Origin of the sequence: Rhodobacter xanthinilyticus, from assembly GCF_001856665.1 — a bacterium.
Lineage (GTDB): Bacteria > Pseudomonadota > Alphaproteobacteria > Rhodobacterales > Rhodobacteraceae > Rhodobacter > Rhodobacter xanthinilyticus.
The window spans coordinates 246,579-264,008 of the sequence record NZ_CP017782.1 but is presented as its reverse complement, the minus strand read 5'-3'; the positions used below and the strand labels follow the sequence as shown (position 1 = coordinate 264,008).

Annotated in this window: 14 protein-coding genes and 6 pseudogenes; 17 read left to right on the top strand and 3 right to left on the bottom strand. The window is 64.5% G+C overall.

Features of this window, described 5'->3' with window-relative positions; translation table 11 throughout:
• Positions 1–153: 153 nt before the first annotated feature.
• The gene (locus LPB142_RS18825) at positions 154–414 is read right to left on the bottom strand and encodes a DUF1127 domain-containing protein (protein WP_083392814.1); all 261 of its coding nucleotides are present in this window, start codon (positions 412–414) and stop codon (positions 154–156) included.
• A gap of 66 nt (positions 415–480) precedes the next feature.
• Here LPB142_RS18825 and LPB142_RS19855 point away from each other — a divergent pair, with 66 nt between their 5' ends.
• The 8 genes and pseudogenes from LPB142_RS19855 (at position 481) to chrA (ending at position 7,144) form a co-directional block, all read left to right on the top strand.
• Positions 481–798 (top strand): LysR family transcriptional regulator, encoded by a 318-nt coding sequence (locus tag LPB142_RS19855; protein ID WP_269635535.1) that lies wholly within the window; start codon positions 481–483, stop codon positions 796–798.
• Positions 723–1,342 (top strand): annotated as a pseudogene (locus LPB142_RS19710) (LysR substrate-binding domain-containing protein). Before LPB142_RS19855 ends, LPB142_RS19710 begins: the two are co-directional and overlap by 76 nt.
• A 93-nt stretch (positions 1,343–1,435) precedes the next feature.
• Positions 1,436–1,776: pseudogene (locus LPB142_RS18820) on the top strand (thiol-disulfide oxidoreductase DCC family protein).
• 533 nt (positions 1,777–2,309) lie between these two features.
• Positions 2,310–3,506, top strand: a complete 1,197-nt coding sequence (locus tag LPB142_RS18095) for a GGDEF domain-containing protein (protein WP_198037903.1) — start codon at positions 2,310–2,312, stop codon at positions 3,504–3,506.
• 31 nt (positions 3,507–3,537) lie between these two features.
• Complete coding sequence (locus tag LPB142_RS18090) at positions 3,538–4,356, top strand: cupredoxin domain-containing protein (protein ID WP_198037902.1); 819 nt, start codon at positions 3,538–3,540, stop codon at positions 4,354–4,356.
• Positions 4,357–4,634: 278 nt separating this feature from the next.
• Complete coding sequence (locus LPB142_RS18085; protein ID WP_330390828.1) at positions 4,635–5,240, top strand: multicopper oxidase domain-containing protein; 606 nt, start codon at positions 4,635–4,637, stop codon at positions 5,238–5,240.
• A gap of 12 nt (positions 5,241–5,252) precedes the next feature.
• Positions 5,253–5,721: pseudogene (locus LPB142_RS19990) on the top strand (DUF411 domain-containing protein).
• Between the two features lie 82 nt (positions 5,722–5,803).
• A pseudogene (gene chrA, locus LPB142_RS19900) lies at positions 5,804–7,144 on the top strand (chromate efflux transporter).
• 319 nt (positions 7,145–7,463) lie between these two features.
• On the opposite strand, the gene LPB142_RS18070 reads toward chrA, so the two are convergent.
• The gene (locus tag LPB142_RS18070; protein WP_071167396.1) at positions 7,464–8,090 is read right to left on the bottom strand and encodes an SOS response-associated peptidase; all 627 of its coding nucleotides are present in this window, start codon (positions 8,088–8,090) and stop codon (positions 7,464–7,466) included.
• A 406-nt stretch (positions 8,091–8,496) separates the two neighbouring features.
• Here LPB142_RS18070 and repA point away from each other — a divergent pair.
• The 9 genes and pseudogenes from repA (at position 8,497) to LPB142_RS18030 (ending at position 16,684) form a co-directional block, all read left to right on the top strand.
• Positions 8,497–9,694 (top strand): annotated as a pseudogene (gene repA / locus LPB142_RS18065) (plasmid partitioning protein RepA).
• 97 nt (positions 9,695–9,791) lie between these two features.
• Entirely contained in the window at positions 9,792–10,346 is a 555-nt protein-coding gene (locus LPB142_RS19695) for a ParB/RepB/Spo0J family partition protein (RefSeq protein WP_232231031.1), read from the top strand.
• Positions 10,270–10,665, top strand: a complete 396-nt coding sequence (locus tag LPB142_RS19690) for a hypothetical protein (RefSeq protein WP_232231030.1) — start codon at positions 10,270–10,272, stop codon at positions 10,663–10,665. Before LPB142_RS19695 ends, LPB142_RS19690 begins: the two co-directional genes overlap by 77 nt.
• 222 nt (positions 10,666–10,887) lie before the next feature.
• The gene (locus tag LPB142_RS19685; protein ID WP_071167449.1) at positions 10,888–11,445 is read left to right on the top strand and encodes a helix-turn-helix domain-containing protein; all 558 of its coding nucleotides are present in this window, start codon (positions 10,888–10,890) and stop codon (positions 11,443–11,445) included.
• Positions 11,379–11,978 carry a replication initiation protein RepC gene (gene repC, locus LPB142_RS19680; RefSeq protein ID WP_232231029.1) on the top strand — a complete coding sequence of 200 codons (600 nt, stop codon included), beginning with the start codon at positions 11,379–11,381 and terminating at the stop codon, positions 11,976–11,978. The genes LPB142_RS19685 and repC overlap by 67 nt, the downstream gene beginning before the upstream one ends.
• A gap of 115 nt (positions 11,979–12,093) precedes the next feature.
• A pseudogene (locus LPB142_RS18045) lies at positions 12,094–14,245 on the top strand (ParB/RepB/Spo0J family partition protein).
• Positions 14,246–14,343: 98 nt separating this feature from the next.
• The gene (locus LPB142_RS18040) at positions 14,344–14,823 is read left to right on the top strand and encodes a hypothetical protein (RefSeq protein ID WP_071167391.1); all 480 of its coding nucleotides are present in this window, start codon (positions 14,344–14,346) and stop codon (positions 14,821–14,823) included.
• Positions 14,824–15,214: 391 nt separating this feature from the next.
• Positions 15,215–15,379: a hypothetical protein gene (locus LPB142_RS19470; protein ID WP_018001789.1), complete on the top strand. Its 165-nt coding sequence runs from the start codon at positions 15,215–15,217 to the stop codon at positions 15,377–15,379.
• A 219-nt stretch (positions 15,380–15,598) separates the two neighbouring features.
• Positions 15,599–16,684 (top strand): hypothetical protein, encoded by a 1,086-nt coding sequence (locus LPB142_RS18030; RefSeq protein WP_232231026.1) that lies wholly within the window; start codon positions 15,599–15,601, stop codon positions 16,682–16,684.
• 23 nt (positions 16,685–16,707) lie between these two features.
• Here LPB142_RS18030 and LPB142_RS18025 read toward each other — a convergent pair whose 3' ends face one another.
• On the bottom strand, positions 16,708–17,025 hold the full coding sequence (locus tag LPB142_RS18025) for an H-NS histone family protein (protein ID WP_071167390.1): 318 nt from the start codon (positions 17,023–17,025) through the stop codon (positions 16,708–16,710).
• Positions 17,026–17,430 lie beyond the last annotated feature (405 nt).

The following is a 17,430-nucleotide window of genomic DNA, read 5'->3' as shown; positions in this document are numbered from 1 at the left end:
CAAGCGATCCGTGTTCATCGAGTGGCACGATCATGAAGGCAGTTATGGGTTCGAGCAGGTTGATTACTAGCAACGCCTTCGTCACGCCCGCAAGTTTCTTCGCCTGAACGGTCTGGTCAAGCCACCCGATGCGATCGCCACCGGTCGCGCCTCTCACCGATCCCTGCCCTGCCAGAACCACAGCCCGCATTCGGCGCAGCGGTCGGCCTCGCTCAGCCCGATGTCGTCGAGCGCCTCTGCCCCAAGCCGGGCCAGGCGCGCGCGGGTCCTGGCGCGGCGATGCCAGAGCGCAAGACGCCACAACAGGCGCAAGGTGCCGAACGGCCCAAGTTGCGCCGGATGGCGCGACCGGGCGTTTCGCAGACAGGCGGGGCGCGGAAAGATGTGACATGTGCGCAACCTGCCTTCGCACATCTCGCTTGACAAACGATGTCTTGGCCGGGTTGCTGTGAGTAAATCTCACAGTCCTCGGTCCCGCCCGTGTCCCTGCCGCCGCTCACCGCCCTGCGCGCTTTCGAAGCCGCGATCCGCCACGGCCGCATGACCCGCGCCGCCGAGGAGCTGGGCGTGACCCATGGTGCGATCAGCCGGCAGGTCCGGCTTCTCGAAGAAACCTTCGGCGCGCAGCTCATCACGCGCACTCGCAGCGGTCTGGTGCCGACCCAGGCGGGGGCCGCACTAGCCGAGCGCCTCACCCGCGGCTTTCGCGAGATCGAGGCAGCGTGGCGGCGCTGCGCGACGATGCGGGGGGCGTCCTCGACGTCTCCTGCCTTGGCACCTTCACCCTGCGTTGGCTGATCCCGCGGCTGAGCCGGTTCACGGCCACCCATCCCGGCCTCGAAGTGCGGCTCTCGCAATCCGATGCGCCCTGCGACTTCAGCCGCAGCCGCTACGATGTGGCGATCCGGGTGACCGACCATGAATTGCCCGCGGGCACCCATGTCACCCCGCTTTTCACCGAGCGGTTCGGCCCGGTGCTCGCGCCCGCCTGGCCGAGAGGCTGGCCCTGCGCGCCCCCGCCGACCTCGCCCGCGCGCCGCGCCTCTGGGCTCGCACAAGGCCAAATGCCTGGGCTGATTGGTGCGCCCGCAGCGGCTGCACGGCTCTCGAGGGCGGTGCGCCCTACGAGCATTTCTACTTCATGCTTGAGGCCGCTAGTGCCGGGCTTGGTGTCGCCCTCGCCCCCGAACCGCATGTGGCCGACGATCTCGCGGCGGGGCGGCTGATCGCGCCCTTCGGCTTCCTGCCCTCGGGGCTCGCCTATGTCGCGCTGCGCCGCGAGGAGGCGCCGAAAAAAACTCGCACCTTCTGCGACTGGATCGGCCGCGAAGCTGCGGGTTGAGGGGGAAGCGGTAGGCGACACTCGCACCGGGCTTGACTGCCGCGAGACCCGCCCCATGTCTCAACCGACCCCTCTGGCAAAGCGAGACCCGGCATGGCACCTTCTCTGACGGTCTGGTTCGACAGCGGCTGTCCGCTCTGTGCGCGCGAGATCTCGCTTGTGCGCAGGCTCGACCGGCGCGGAGCGATCCGCTTCGTCGATCTGCACACCCCCGAGGCCCCTGCCCGATCGACCGCGCCGATCTGCTCGCCCGCTTCACGCCGAGGAAAACGGCCGCCTGCTCTCGGCGCGCGCGGCTTTTGGCGCGATGTGGCGCGGTTCCGATCCTGCGCCCGCTTGGGCTCCTGGCCGGGTGGCCGCCCCCCCCGGCTTTCGAGGCCGCCTATCGCCGCTTCCTGCGCCTGCGCCCCCGGCTGCAGAAGCTGCTCCGATGACGCCCGGCTTTCGGCGCGCGCAGGGATGCCCTATGCTGGCGCAAAACAGGTCAGGACATATCATGCGCCTTCCTTTTGCCGCCCTCCTCACCCTGCTGATTGCCGCCGGCTGTGCCATTGGCAACGGCCGTGGTGAAGGGGGCCGGGCCCGACTCTTGGCGAAGGGGGGGCCTCTCACAAGATCTCTGCCAGCCCCACCACACCGCGGCGCCTGTGTGACACGGGCGGGCAAGGTCTGGTGCCGGGTCTTCCACCGACAGGCCCAACGTCTCGGGCTATGTCTCGGCCGAATATCTGGCGCATCGCTGACCGGCACCCGACCCCCGCAGATAGCCCGTCTTGGCGCGTCATCCGAAGCCGCCGTTGATGCATGTCACAGCGAGAGGCGTGTGCAGGTCATTCCGACCCCTTGAGCGGGCGCTTCGCGAAACTTCGCCCCCCGGGCGTGAGCGGCCCCTCGCGCATTGCGGCCGCAAAAAGCTGCGGCCATTCGCGTGGCGCCCAGATGCGAAGCGATGCGCAGAAAACAGACCATGGTGACCGCGGTGCGACTGCCATCCCGCATCCTCCCTGCCGCATCCGTGCTATCTTGCGCAACATGCGTCTTGTCGCGAGGTCCTCAGGAGGCACCCGATGGAAACGATCCTGCACTTGATCGACGCGATGGCATTTCTTTTGGGAATAATGGTTGGTCCGAGCGGGTCAGGCACATCAGTCTCGGCGCCGCCTTCGGGCTTGGAGCCGTGTTTTCCATGCTGCAACCCGTCTTTGTCTATCAGGACGCCATCATCGACGCCCGGAGCCTGTTCATCGGCTTTGCCGGTGCCTTTCTGGGCGCCGAGGGGGCGGCGGTCGCGCTTGGCGTGGCGATCCTTGGCAGGCTCTCGATCAACCATCAATTCGCGGCCCTGATCGGTGTGGTCGGGCTGATAATGGCGGCGGGCCTCGGCCTTGTCTGGGCCCGGCTGACCGCAGCGCGCCCCGGCCTGCCCGGACGCCACCTGCTGCTGGGCGTGATGATCTCGGGGGCGCTGACGGCCTTTCTGCTGCTTCCGGGATTTGGCGAACCGCATGACTATGCGCTCAAACTCTCTGCCATGATGACATTCAACATCATCGGCTCTGTCGTTCTCGGTGCCTTCATCGACCGCGAGCGCCAGATGGCTGCCGCCGAGGCCGAGGCGCGGCTGGCTGCGGCCACTGATCCCCTGACCGGACTGCTGAACCGGCGCGGTCTGGCGCGGCGGTTTCAGGCCAGCGAGGGGGCGCGGGGCTCGAAGGGCTCGGCGCTGCTTCTGGTCGATCTCGATCATTTCAAGGCGGTCAACGACACCTGGGGCCATGGTGCGGGCGATGCGGTGCTGCGCCTTGCGGGCGAGCGGTTGCAGCATGCGGCACGGGGGCAGGACACCGTCTCGCGGGTTGGCGGAGAGGAATTCGCCGTGCTGCTGACCAATGTCGACACGGCAGAGGTCCGGGCGACCGCCGAGCGGCTGCGCGCCGATCTGGCCGCGCCCTGCCGCCTCTCCGATACCTGCGCGATCTGCATCACCGCCAGCGTCGGCGCCGTTTGCTGGCAGCCCGGAACGCAGCGGCTCGAGATCGTTTCCGAAGCTGCGGACCGGGCGCTTTATCGCGCCAAAAAGCCGTGGGCGCGACCGCGCGGTGATCGAGGCCGCGCTCTGATCGATCCCGCCAAAGCCCGGGTCGATCGCGCCTTTCTTACCTGACAAGGGCTGGGCGGCATGCGAAGGTTGACCCATGCGCGCTGTTTTCGCCCTGCTTCGGCTTGCCCTGCTCGCCATCTTTCTGGCGGGTCTTGTCCTGCCCGCGCCCGTCATGGCAGCGTCCTGCCCGGACCATGCCCAAAGCGTCGATTGCGCCCATCAGATGGGGGGCGGCCATCACGCCATGACCCCGGGCAAGACCGCCCCTGCCACCGCTGACGGCTGCCTGCAGCATTGTCTGGCAAGTTCGCTGACGCCCGACCCTGTACAACCTGCCGCGGGCCGAACGGGTCTCGACCCTGACCCCCGCCGCGCGTTTGCCGCTGGCCGCCCTTGGAACCCCGGAACCCGAGGCCCCACCGCCCCGCACCTGATCTTCGCCACGTTCCCCTTTCTTGAACCGGAGATCACCATGACCAATCTTTCCCGCCGCGGCTTTCTGGCCGCAACCGCAGCCTTTGCCGCGCTCCCCCTTGTTCCCGCCCGCGCCCGGGCGGCCGCCGACAGTTTCTCGCTTACCGCCACGACGCGGGTGATCGAGGTCAACGGCCGCGCGGCCACGGTGATGGGCCTGCTCGATGCGCAGGGCCGCCCCGGCCTGCGCCTTGATCCGGGCCAGCGCTTCCGCACCGATCTGACGAATGCGCTTGATATCGACCATCGTGCATTTGGCCCCCCAATGATGCCAACCACCCAACCGATGAAACCGGGTCAAAGCCGCAGCTTTGATTTCGAGGCCCGCCGGGCACGTTTTTTGCACAGCCATATCCCCGAGCAGGAAATCGGCCTTCTGGGCCGCGCCGCTGATCGTGCGCCGCCCCCCCCCCCAGACCGGCAGGATGCTGCTGCATGATTTCGCCTTCGCGCCCCCGCAGGAGGTGCTTGCGACGCTCACCGGCGGCACGGCGATTGATCACGGCGCCATGGATCATGCCGCCGCGCCGATGCGGGGGGGGGCGATGCCCGGCATGGCCGAGATGCACGAGGGGGGAATGAACGATTACGACGCCTATCTGGCGAACGACCGCACGCGATCCGAGGGTCGAGCGGGGTGGCCGGGTGCGGCTGCGGGGATCGACGGCGCGTCGATGACGGCCTTCTGCGGCGCGCTCGTCGCGGTCGTCGTGGGTGGTGCCGCTGCCCGCATCGGGCCAGCGGCTCGACATCGAGATCGACTTGTCCGGCGATGGCGCTGCCGTGCCGATCCTTGCGCTGCGCGAAGGCACGCGCGAGCGCACCGGGCTGATCCTAGTGCCGAAAGGGGCCGCGGTGCCGAAGCTGGCCGATCTGTCCGAGGACCCGCATCCGGCGGTTTCGGGGGACATGAGGCAGGAGATCGCGCTGCGCGCCGTCACGCCACTCGTCGCCCGGCCTGCCACGGCGCAGCCGATGGTGATGCTGATGGGGTCGATGCTGCCCTATCAATGGACGATCGACGGGCGCAGCTGGGAAAACCGCCTTCCGGTCGAGGCGAAATCGGGCGAGCGGGTCGAGATGATGTTTCACAACATGTCGATGATGGCGCATCCGATGCACCTGCACGGCCATACTTTCCAGGTGATCGAAGTGAACGGCGCCCGCTTTGCCGGCGCCGTGCGCGACACCGTTTCGGTGCCGCCGATGGGCAGCGTGACGGTCGCGCTGGATGCGGGCGAGGCCGCGCCCTGGATGCTGCATTGTCACAACATGGGCCATCTTGCGACCGGCATGATGACCGAATTCCTTGTGCGTGCCTGAGGGAGAACCGAGATGACCAAGCACGACCTGTCCCGCCGTCAGATCCTTGCCCTTGCCGCGGGCTTCTTGCCGCCGCGCCCCTTGCCGCCGCCGAGCCGGTCGCGATCCTTGTCGTCAAGGATCCCGATTGCAGCTGCTGCGAGGCCTGGATCGATGTGCTGCGCGCCGACGGCTTTGCCGTCACGACAAAGGTAATCGACTATGACGCGCTGCAGGCGCTCAAGGTGCAAAGCGGCATCCCCGAGCCTATGCGGTCCTGTCACACCGCCCAGGTCGAGGGTTATGTGATCGAGGGCCACGTTCCCCCGCCGACATTCGCAGGCTTCTGGCCGAGCGCCCCGCGGCGCTGGGGCTGGCGGTTCCGGGCATGCCGCTCGGCGCCCCCGGCATGGGCCCCGAGGATCAGCGCGAGGCCTATGACGTGCATCTGATCAAGGCCGACGGGCAGACCCCGATCTTCGCCCATTACGACGCGGCCTGAGCCCGGCATGCCCGTGTGGTGCCCGGTGCGGATTTGACAATCCTGCGCCGGGCACCGCATCTTCGCTGCCGGAGGGTCCAGCATGACCGCGACGATCACACGACCCGCTTTCGGTGCAGCCGCCCTTGTCTGGGCGCGGATCGCGGCCTTGTCCTTTGGCGGCCCGGCCGGACAGATCGCGGTGATGCACCGCATCCTTGTCGAGGAAAAACGCTGGCTGGGCGATGCCCGGTTCCTGCATGCGCTGAACTTTTGCATGCTCCTGCCCGGGCCCGAGGCGATGCAGCTGGCGACCTATGTCGGCTGGTTGCTGCATGGGGTCAGGGGCGCGCTGCTGGCGGGGCTATTTTTCATCACGCCGGGGGTGCTGGTGCTGATGGCGCTCAGCTGGATCTATGCGCTTTGGGGCGATGTGGGCGCGGTGTCCGGGTTGTTCTTCGGCCTCAAGGCCGGGGTGCTGGCGATCGTGGCGCAGGCGGTGCAGCGGGTGGCGAAACGGGCGCTGACGACGCGGGCGCAGCGGCTTGTGGCGATTTTCGCCTTCATCGGGCTCTTTGCCTTCGCCCTGCCCTTCCCGCTGATCGTCGCCGCCGCGGCGCTGATCGGCGCGCTTGGCGGCGTGATGGTGCCGAAGGCCTTTGGCGCGGCGGCCACGGCGCGCAGGGCCCCGCCACCGTGAGGGATGGGGAAACACTGCTCGGCGCAGAACACGGCGACCCGGCCGGACCCGAACGCCGCGCGGCCCTGAAGGCAGGCGGGATCGCGCTTGTCCTCTGGCTCGTTCCGTGGCGACGCTGCTCACCGCGAAAGCGTCAAGCGTCTTTTTCTCGAAGCTCGCGGTACTGACCTTTGGCGGCGCCTATGCGGTGCTGGCCTGGGTGGCGCAGGCCGCGGTTGGTCATTACGGCTGGCTTGCGCCCGGCGAGATGCTAGACGGGCTCGGGATGGCGGAAACGACGCCAGGTCCGTTGATCATGGTGCTGCAATTCGTGGGCTTCATGGCGGCCTTTCGCACCGCTGGGGGAGGGGCCGCTGCTTGCAGGCACGCTTGGCGGGCTTCTGGCGACCTGGGTGACCTTTGCCCCTGTTTCGCCTGGATCCTGCTTGGCGCCCCTTTGTCGAGCGGCTGCGGGCGAACCGGACCCTTGGCGCCGCCCTTTCGGCGGTGACGGCGGCGGTAGTGGGGGTGATCGCCAATCTGGCGCTCTGGTTCGGGCTGCATCTGATCTGGCGCGAGGTGACGCGGGTCAGCCTTGGCCCGCTGAGCCTCGATCTGCCGCAACTCGGCACGCTCGATCCGCCTGCGGCGGGGATTGCCGCCCTCGCGATCTGGGCGGTGTTCAAGCGTGGTTGGGGCATGGCACGGGTGCTGGCCGGTGCGGCGGCGCTTGGGGTGCTGGCGCATCTGGCCGGGTTGGCATGATCCCCGCCCATCAGGGAAGGGCCAAGGCGGGGCGGCACTGTTCGGGGCAGATCACGCCATCGCTTGCGCGCGGAGAAAGCGTCCCTCGTGATCGCGCCAAGGCGAAAGCTGGGCGCAGCACAGATGGCCCCTTTGGGCTGCGCACGTATCTCGCTGCGGTGCGCTCGATCGGCCGTTTCAGCGGCGTGCGCCGGGAGGGCCGACCGGCGGCAAAGGGCCGAGCACGTCGATCACGATGGACGCGAGATCCATACTGCGTTTCCGACGCTCGCATTTTGCATCGCGCCCCGTGGCGCAAACGACCGGCGGCTAGTACCTATCAGCTCACGCGCTCAATCAACTCCGGTCCGTCATCGTTCAACCCAAACGGGGCGACCGGGTGATGCGTCAGCATGGCCTCGGAGCCGAGGGCCGCAACCTCGTCGGAACTGCCCAGCCACGCCTCTTGCTCGTCGGCATTCAGGATGACCGGCATCCGGTCATGCAGCCCGCCAATCGCCCCTGTCGCCACCCGCGTCATGATGGTGCAGGTCAGGAGATCGTGCCAACGACTCGCCAGCCCGGCCAGATAAAGGTTCGCCTCATTGCCCGCCGGGTGGAAGAAATGCGGCTGACGGGCACCTTTGGGGCCGCTCCACTCATAGAAACCACCGACCGGCACGAGGCACCGGCCATGCCGCCAGACCTGACGAAACGTGGACTTATCGCGCGCATCCTCGATGCGGGCGTTGAACGTCGCCGCCTTCCAGTCCTTCGCACGGGCGCCATCGAACCACGACGGAATGAGGCCCCAGCGCGCCTCCATCGCCACCAGCGGGCGCTTGGCGAGGATCACCACCGTCTCGGTCGGCTTGACATTGAACCGGACCCCGAACGGGTCGAGCTTGATCTGCGACATGTCCACTTCGGTGTTACGCAGATTGGGGTCGATGATCCGACCGCACATGATCAAGCCCCCCCCCTTGCTGGTCGGTAAGGCGACAAGATGCCCGAGCGCGGGGCAATTGTCCTCCTCTGATCTGCCGGTTGTTCCAACGAGATACAGACTCAGCAGAACAACCCTGGCGATTCGACGCGCTGCATTTCACCGACGGGTTGTATGGCTTGTGGTGACAGCCACTACATTTGGTCGATACGACAGCGCGCAGAGCGAAAATCTTATTAAATCAGCGAGTTGTCAGATTCGCCACCTGAAGCACAGCGGCACGAGAAACCTCTCATCGGCTGGATTTGCAAAAAACTGTTGTCTGGAAGAAAGTTGCGTGCAATGTCTAGTGTTGTCGCGAAAAAGCGCAAACAACGCGTTTTCGCGACGAAACCACCAGGGCCCACCAAGAGGCCGAGAGGGCAGAATGAGCACACCGTCGAAACCGGCTGCGTCCGGATCTGTTGCTGCATCCATCGCCGCGAACGCCATCAGGCTGTCGGAGGCGCTCGACAATCATATGCGTAACAGCTTTCAGCCCGAAAGCAAAAAGACGCTTCGGAAGTTCCAGCCCGCCGAGGTTTCGGAGCTGACCGGGATCAGCATGTCGAACCTGCGGACCCGTCATCAAGAGGGTGATTTCCCCGAGGTGGAGACGGATTCTCGCGGGCGCAGGCTCTATTCCGCCGCCGAAATCGACCAGATCCGCCACATCATGGCCAAGACCGGGCGCAATGGCGAAGCCTACCTGCCCGGCCGACGCTCTGGCGATGCGTTGCAGGTCATCTCGATCGTCAACTTCAAGGGTGGATCCAGCAAGACGACATCAGCCATCCACCTTGCCCAGCGGTATGCGCTGCGCGGCTACCGGGTGCTGGCGACGACATGGATCCGCAGGCCTTACGACGATGTTCGGCTACAGGCCGGAGATCGAATTCGCCGAGGGTGGGACGATCTATGACGCGCTCAAATATGAAGAGCCGGTCCCGCTCAGCCAGGTCATCCGCAAGACCTATTTCCACGATCTCGATCTGGCTCCAGCCGGGCTGATGCTCTCGGAATACGAGACCGAAACGGCCTATGCGCTGCAACACAAGATCGACCCGCCTTTCACGCAGCGCCTCGCAATCGCGCTTGATGAGGTCGAAGCGAACTACGACCTCGTCATCATCGATTGCCCGCCGCAGCTTGGTTTCACCACGATGACTGCGCTTTTGGCCTCGACCGGGTTACTGATCACTGTCGTGCCGAGCATGCTGGATGTGGCATCCATGGCGCAATTCCTTGAAATGGCTGGAGAAACTGTTCGTGCGCTGGAGGAGGCTGCGGGGCCGATCCACTGGAATTTCCTCAAGTTCCTGATCGCGCGCTACGAGCCGACCGACGTTCCACAATCGCAAATGGCGGGCTTCCTGCGCTCGATCCTGCTCGACCAGGTGCTGACGACGCCGATGCTGAAATCGACCGCGATTTCCGATGCCGGGATGACGCAACAGACGATCTACGAAATAGAGCCCTCACAGGTGCTGAAAAAAACGCTCGATCGTATTCTCGAGAGCGTGAACGGCGTGGCCGACGAGTTCGAGAAGGTGATCCAGACCGCATGGGGACGGGAGACTGACTGATGGCGCGCCGCAACCTGTTTCAGCCCCCTGCCCTGCCGGCATCCAGCGCCACCGAGGCGCCCGCCCCGACAAGTCTCGGTTCCCGAACACCGGCGCGATGAGCGGCGTCAAGTCGACGTTGAAGGATCTCTCCAGCAACGCAGTGCGCGAGATTGCCCCCGATCTGATCGAAGAAGACGGGCCGAAGGACCGCTTGGCCTTCGCCGATGCCGATGTGGCTCAGTTGGCCGAGAGCATCCGCCAGCACGGCCAGCAGGTGCCCATCATGGTTCGGCCGATGGCCGAAAAACCGGGTTCCTATCGCATCGTCTATGGTCGTCGTCGGTTGCGTGCGCTTCGTCTTCTCGGCCAACCCGCGAAGGCGCTGGTGCGCGCCCTCAGCGATGACGAAGCGATCCTGGCCCAAGGGCAGGAAAACGCGCAGCGGCTCGACCCCAGCTTCATCGAGAAATCGCTCTTTGCGGCAGAACTGGCGGCAAGCGGTTACGAAACAGCGGTGATTTTGGATGCCCTCGGTCGACAAGCCGATGCTGTCGCGGATGCAGAAGGTGGCCGGGAGCATTCCCGAAGCCGTCGTGCGCGAGATCGGTCCCGCACATGGTATCGGGCGGCGTCGCTGGGAAGATCTCGCCGATCTGGTCAACAATCATGACCTTGATCTTGTCGCTCTCGCGCAGGATGCCTTGGCTCCTGCGAGCGCAACCTCGGACGGACGGTTCGCGCAGATTGCCGATGCCGCGGCAGCCGCCGTGCGTCAAACGGCGAGCACGACCAAAGCCCCCTCCCCTGCCCTGCCGGTTCTCTCAGAAGATGGGCGCCGGCTCGCTCAGGTTTCGGACCAGGCCAAATCGGTCACGGTGAAGCTCTCCAAGACCGAGGCTCCCGAGTTTGCGATGTGGTGGCTTGAGAACGCAGAGGCCGAATTGCAGCGCCTCTACAAGGAATGGCAGTCGGCCAGAAAAGCCGACTGACGAGGCAGAGCAGCAAAGAAAGGAGCACGACCGCAACCCGAAAAAGTGAAAGAGCCCCCCAAGGTCATCCTCGGAGAGCCCCATCTGTCTTTTTGCACCTTCAGATGTATCAGCTTCTCCGTAGCAGTCAAACAACAACCGATTCGGTTGGCGAATTCATTTTGTCTTCGCGCAAGAGCTGATGCCAAAGGGCCCTCCCACCCGGTTTGCCGTGAAAAACGCATGACCTTCATCCACGCAACCGCAGCCTTTGGTTCGCGGGCTTCAGAAGTGTTGTCCGCGGACAACGCTCTGCCCGAACGTCACATCATCATCGAAACCCTGCGAAAAGCGGCGCCTCTTCTCGGGTTGAAGCCGACGGTGATCGCAACGCTCGACGCTATGCTTTCGTGCCTTGCCCCGAAGCGAAACCACAACATGGTCTTCGCCTCGAACATGACCCTGAGCGCCCGCCGCAACGGGCTTTCGGAGCGCACGCTGCGCCGCCACGCAGCGACACTGATGGAAGCTGGCCTTCTTGAACGCAAGGACAGTGCGAACGGCAAGCGTTTCACCCGTTACGATCCTGCGCACAAGCAATCGATGCACTTCGGCTTCGATCTTAGCCCGCTGTTTTGCAAGCTTGGCGAAATAGCGGCGATGGCCGTGGCGGCGCAGGAACAAAGCGAACAGATTGCCTATCTCAAATCGAGATCCGCGCCCAGCTTCGCCCGTTGCTTCATGCCGACCCGAACGACAGCCAAGCGCTGGAAACACTGCGCAAGCTTCGAAACAAACTGACAGCAGATGAACTCGCAGCGATCTCGAAAACCCTGCCCAAGGCTGTGCATGAAACCGCAAGTGACGGAGGAAAAGCCTGTGTGCTAGCACCTGCCATGTCCGCCAACGACGGACAAAATGTCCGGCACCATCAGAGATCAAAAAAAGAAAATACTGAAGAAGAAAGCGTGCCGGACGTGTCGCCACAGCCTGGCGAAACACTGACGCTTGGAGAACTGGTAACGGCGTGCCCGGAGGCAGCGTCCTTTTCGCTTAGGAACATCGAACACTTTGGAGATGTGGTCGCTCACGCTCAAACCTTGGCACCGATGATCGGGATCGACGAGACAACCTACACGCAGGGCGTACGCACCATCGGCGTTTTGCCTAGCGCAATAACGGTTTGGGCCATTGTCCAGTGTCACGACCGGATCAGAAATGCAGGCGCCTATTTCAGAGCGTTGACAAGCGGCGCCAAGAGCCGTGATTTCGATGCCGTCCGCTTCATCAAGAGACTTGCTTCTGCATCGCCGGTGCAGATGGCGCCGACATGAAGTTGTCCGCGGACAACGCCAAGCGAACACTGAGAGGGAGAGGGCTGCGCTGGAGATTTTGACGGGTTGGAAGATCGGGAGAGAGGCTCCCGGCGCCCGTCGCGGAGAAGATCTGATGGCGAAGGCTGCCCAGAAAATCACCCTGTCCCCCTCGCGGGACATCCCCTTCGACAAGCTCGTGTTGAGCCAGTCCAATGTCCGGCGCATCAAGGCGGGCGTTTCGGTCGAGGAACTGGCCGAGGATATCGCCCGCCGCGGGCTCTGCAGAGCTTGAACGTCCGTCCCGTGCTTGATGCCGAAGGCGTCGAAACCGGCATGTTCGAAATCCCGGCCGGGGGTCGCCGGTTCCAGGCGCTGTCGCTGCTGGTCAAGCAAAAGCGCCTGGCGAAGACCGCGCCGATCCCCTGCATCCTGCGCGACGCCGCATCCGATATCCTTGCCGAGGATGACTCGCTCGCGGAAAACATGCAGCGTGTGGCCCTGCATCCGCTCGACCAGTTTCGCGCTTTCGCGGAATTGCGGGCGAAAGGTCAGGGCGAGGAAGAAATCGCCGCCGCCTTCTTCGTCACGCCTCAGATCGTCAAGCAACGTCTGCGGCTTGCCTCCGTGGCCCTGCCCTGCTCGAGGCCTATGCCGAAGACGGCATGACGCTTGAGCAGCTCATGGCTTTCACCGTCAATGAAGATCACGATCGCCAGATCCAGGTCTGGGATGCGGTGCGGAACTCCTGAACCGCGAGCCGCACACGATCCGGCGGATGCTGACCGAAACCGCGGTGCGCGCTGACGATCGCCGCGCGATTTTCGTCGGTGTCGAGGGCTATGAAGCGGCCGGCGGCATCCTCATGCGCGATCTCTTTCAGGAAGCGCATGAAGGGTGGCTCGAGTCCCCTGCCCTTCTCGATCAGCTCGTCAGCGCGAAACTCCAGACGGAGGCCGAAGCGCTTGCCGCAGAAGGCTGGAAGTGGATCGAAGTGGCGACCGATCTGCCCTATGGCTACAGCCATGGTCTGCGGCGTCTGGCGGGCGATCCGGCGCCGATGAGCGGGGAGGAAAGCGCCACGCATGCCGCGCTGCTCGCCGAGTATCGTGCGCTGGAAGACGAATACTCCGGGCGGGACGATTACCCCGAGGAGATCGACGCCCGCCTTGGGGAGCTCGAACTGGCGATGGAGCGCCTTGAGCATCGCCCACTGATCTTCGACCCGGCCGAGGTCTGCCGTGCTGGGGCCTTCGTGACCGTCGATCGGGATGGCCGCCTCGCGGTCTATCGCGGCTATGTCCGGCCCGAGGACGAGCCGAGCGAGGAGGCTGCGGCTCAGGATGCTGAAGGTGCCGAAGCGATGGGGCAGGGGGGCGACACGAATGGCGCGGGCTGGCAGCCTGGCGCAACCGTCATCACCTCGGGCGGTCAGCCCCTCGGAGGGGAACTTCCCGACGAAGAGGAGGAGGGTGCGCGGAAGCCGCTGCCCGAGCGGTTGGTCATGGAAATGACCGCCCACCGGACGCTCGCCCTGCGTGAGGCCATCGGGCGCTCGCCCGACGTTGCGCTGACGCTCTTGCTTCTGAAGCTCGTGACGGACACGTTCCGCACCTCCAATGCCTCGGGCAGTTGTCTCGAGGCCTCGGTGCGCCACGTTTTCATGTCGGCGCAGGCTCCCGATCTGAAGGACAGCGTGGTGGCGAAGCTGGTTCATGAGCGCCACGCCGCGTGGGAGGCCGAGCTGCCCCTCGGTGACGATGCCGCGCTCTGGGATTACCTGACGGCGCTCGACCAGGGCAGCCGTCTGGCCCTCCTCGCGCATTGCCTCAGCTTCGGGATCAACGCGCTGCATGAGAAGGTGAACCCCTATGGCGCGGGTATCTCCGCCAGCGGTCTGAGCCGCCGCATGGCGCATGCCGATCTCGTGGCCCGTGCGGTGGACCTCGACATGGTCGAAGCGGGGTGGGAGCCCACGGTGGACGGTTATCTCAACCGCGTGCCCAAGGCCCGCATCCTCGAAGCCGTGCGCGAGGCGAAGGGGAGGGGACCGCTCAGCTTCTCGACCACCTGAAGAAGGGCGAAATGGCCATCGAGGCCGAGCGGCTGCTCAAGGGCAGCGGCTGGCTTCCCGAGGTCTTGCGTCGCGCCGATCTGATCGCTCTGGGCGACGCGGAAGGCGCAGAAGGGCAGGGGAGGACACGGCTGTGCCCGCGGAGGTCGATCTTCCGGCCTTCCTGACCGCCGATCTGTCTGACAGCGTTGCGCCGATGATCGCTGCGGAGTGACCGATGCCGTTCGAGGGCGGGGAAACCCGCCCTCAATCTGAAAAAATTATTAATATCAATATGATGAATGCGAATACTCGCATTCGGGATGAGGAACCATGTCTGCAACGACCATCATCGACACCGCCCCGCTCGGGGCGTTGATCCGCTACACCGACGGCAGTCCCAAACCGCCCGCACGCTTCACCAAAAAGCTCGCGGCCTGGGAAAGATCGAACGGCGTCGGCCGTCTCGTGAAGAAGGAATCGCCACGTGCCTATCCGACCTGGACGGCACCGGCCTCCTTTACGCTGCATGAGGGGAACTTCTCCTCGGACGGGGTCATCCTCGTCACCATCATGCGAAGCCATTCGGCGGACAGCCGACTGATCTTCGAGGTGGCCGAGAAACCCAAAGCCGGACAGGTGCGTGTTCTTCTGGACTTCGGCAGCAACACCGAACTGTTGCATCTGGCTGAATCCATCACCGCGGCCGAGCTCTGGATTGCGCGGGAGGGCTATCGCAACGCCCGTCTCGAAATCGTCGGCACTGCGGACAGCGATAGGGCAGGGGGGCAGACTTGGCCGCCTGAGCCCTGACAAGGCGTGAGGGCAGGCCCGCTGGCCGACCCCTCACCGACCACAACCTCGCCCCGCGATACCGCGGAGCGCCATAGGTTCCATCCACCAAAGACGTGGGGCTTCAACCAAGAGCGTGGCCGGAAGGCTGGCGGCGCAAGCATCAGCGGGACAACCGGCTCCTGTCGTTGGGGGACCATCCCCCGCTCGCCATTCCCTTCCTTGCCCCGAATCCCGTCTTCGAGATCAACCCGCAAGGGGTCGGACTACGGGCGAGCCCGTGCCGCCGGGCGGATTCGGCCCCGTTTGAAGAGGGGGCCGAACGCACCCGGTGATGTCAGCCAGTCTTCGGGCCTGCGGGGTCCTGTCGCGCGGGGGACGGTCCCCCGCCTCCCAGACAGGAGCCAAACAGATGTCCCGCAAAGATGCTCACGCCTTCGCCGCCTCCCTCGCCGCCACGCTCATGGTTTCGATCGTCGTCTTTCAGGCTGGGGATGGAACCTTTGGCGCCGTCCCCGCCGATGAAATCGACGGCGACGAGGTGCAAGTGGTCGCTGAGGTCGATCCGTGGGCGTAATGCCCACCCCCTCGACGGGCTCTGGGTCGGAGCAAGGCTCCGATCCAGCCCCTTGGTCAGTCATCCGTTTCGGTCGACTTTCAGAATGTGCCGACATTGGTCGGCCTGCCCATCGCCATGCGATGAAACCAAGCGCATCCGCGCGTTGCCGAGTTCACGAGCAATAGCCGTCACCGGCTGTGTCGTGAAAGCCGCTTGATCATCGGCGGAGTTCGTCAGATGCTCGTTCGCAACTCGTTTGGGTGCCCCATCATGCTATATAAATCATTGATTTCATTATATGGATCGTCGCTGGCGGGCAAATCACTCCCTACTGAAGACTTGGTCTGGCACTTCACCCCATCCGAAGACTTGCGGCTCTTTCGCGATTATGCGCTGGATGCCCTGCAGCAGGCCAAAGTGTATCTGCTCGATCATTTGGCAGCCGCCTATGCCGACACGCTGCATGAGGCCGTTGCCGAGGAGGCGGCGGAAACAGGCCTGCCGGCCATGGAAATCCTTGGTGAGGTGAAGCTCCCTGCCGACATCGTTTGGGTAGAGTTCGACGATCGAGCGCTGGGTGCTGCGCGCTTTAATCGTGCTTCACCTGTCACGAGATATGATGAAAAGCCGATCGGCACCGGCCTACGCGGCTATCTGCTTGATGATCGCAACCAAGCCCACCTGCGTATCACAATGTTCCATCGGAGAGAGAATTCGCGTGTCGTCGACCCGATCTGTTCCTTGCTCGTAAAGCGCACTGCCGAGGGTAGGCTGAACTATGATGACGTCGTGGTCGATTTGAGCCGTTCGATGGTCGAGTACCGGTTGCGGAGTGGAGATACGCTCGAAATGATCCACGAAAGGCGCACGGTGCACCAGGTTGAAACGGGATACGACCTGTTCATTCCTTATGCGCTGTTTGCCATGCTGGTTTCACCGGACCTGGGCGGGATCATCCCCACTGAAACCGAAACCTTCACCAACAAGGACACCAAAACAGCCCGAAAGTTCGGAAAATCATGGATTCTGGGTGCCCGGAAGTCACATCTCACGATCCGGATCGGGCCGCAGGCCGCCGCGCACATGGCGGAAAGGACGGCTCGCCTCGAGTTCGAACGACAAGCACGAGAGTCGCGCAACGGGCCCATTCGTCACTGGGTTGCCGAACATGAGCGACATTATCGGAGCGGCAAAGTCGTTCTGGTCAAAGGGCATCATCGAGGTCACGCGCGTGCGCCAGACCTGCCGACGCGCGTCATGGGGCCGAGGTCTGATGCGGTTAGGTTCGAACTGTCAAACACCAAGCCGAGAACCGAAGACTGACGCGGCAGTCTTTAGCTTCGGTGTCACACCATCAGGCCATCCGGGTCTTTGCCCGCATTGATTGAATCCACGAACCACTGCGGTTTGCGCCCACGGCCGGACCAGGTGACCGCCGAATTCTCAGGGTGGCGATATTTCGCCGCGGCGGGCGCGCGGGTGGTTTTCGTTGCCGTGCTGACAAGGTCGGTCAGCGAGTAGCCCAGATCCCGGGCGAGAGCTTCCACCTTGGCGCGGGCTTCCGCCTTCTGCCGGTCTTGATAGGTGGAGATCGCCTTGGCGACGTCCTTCTGCATTTTCTTCAGCTCGCTGAGCGACAGTGCCTCGAGATCGAAATCAGCCATTTATGCGGTCCGTGTCTTGAATATTCCGGTATTGATAGCCTGTCGCGGCGGGGTGCCGCAACTCCCGGCAGGCAAGGGCTGGGGTGGCAAAGGCTTGTGATCGATGTTTTCGCCAATGGGGGCTGAACCGGGGGGCAGACAGTTCCGATTTGCAAGGTGACACGTTCTGGCAGGGGCTCCCCGCGCCTCTCTGTCTCCTGGGCCATCCCTTCGACTGACAATCCCCTAATCCCGTTCGGCCTCCTGCGCGCAACCCCGCGTCAGCCCGGGCCGTGTTGGCCGCCTTTGGCGTCCTGCCCGCTCCACCCCGGTCCTCTGGGGGTTTCCGGTGTCCGTTCCGTCCCCCGTGCACGCGTCAACCGACGGGCTTTTTCCGGGTCTTGTCGAAGGGACGGTCCCGAAGAC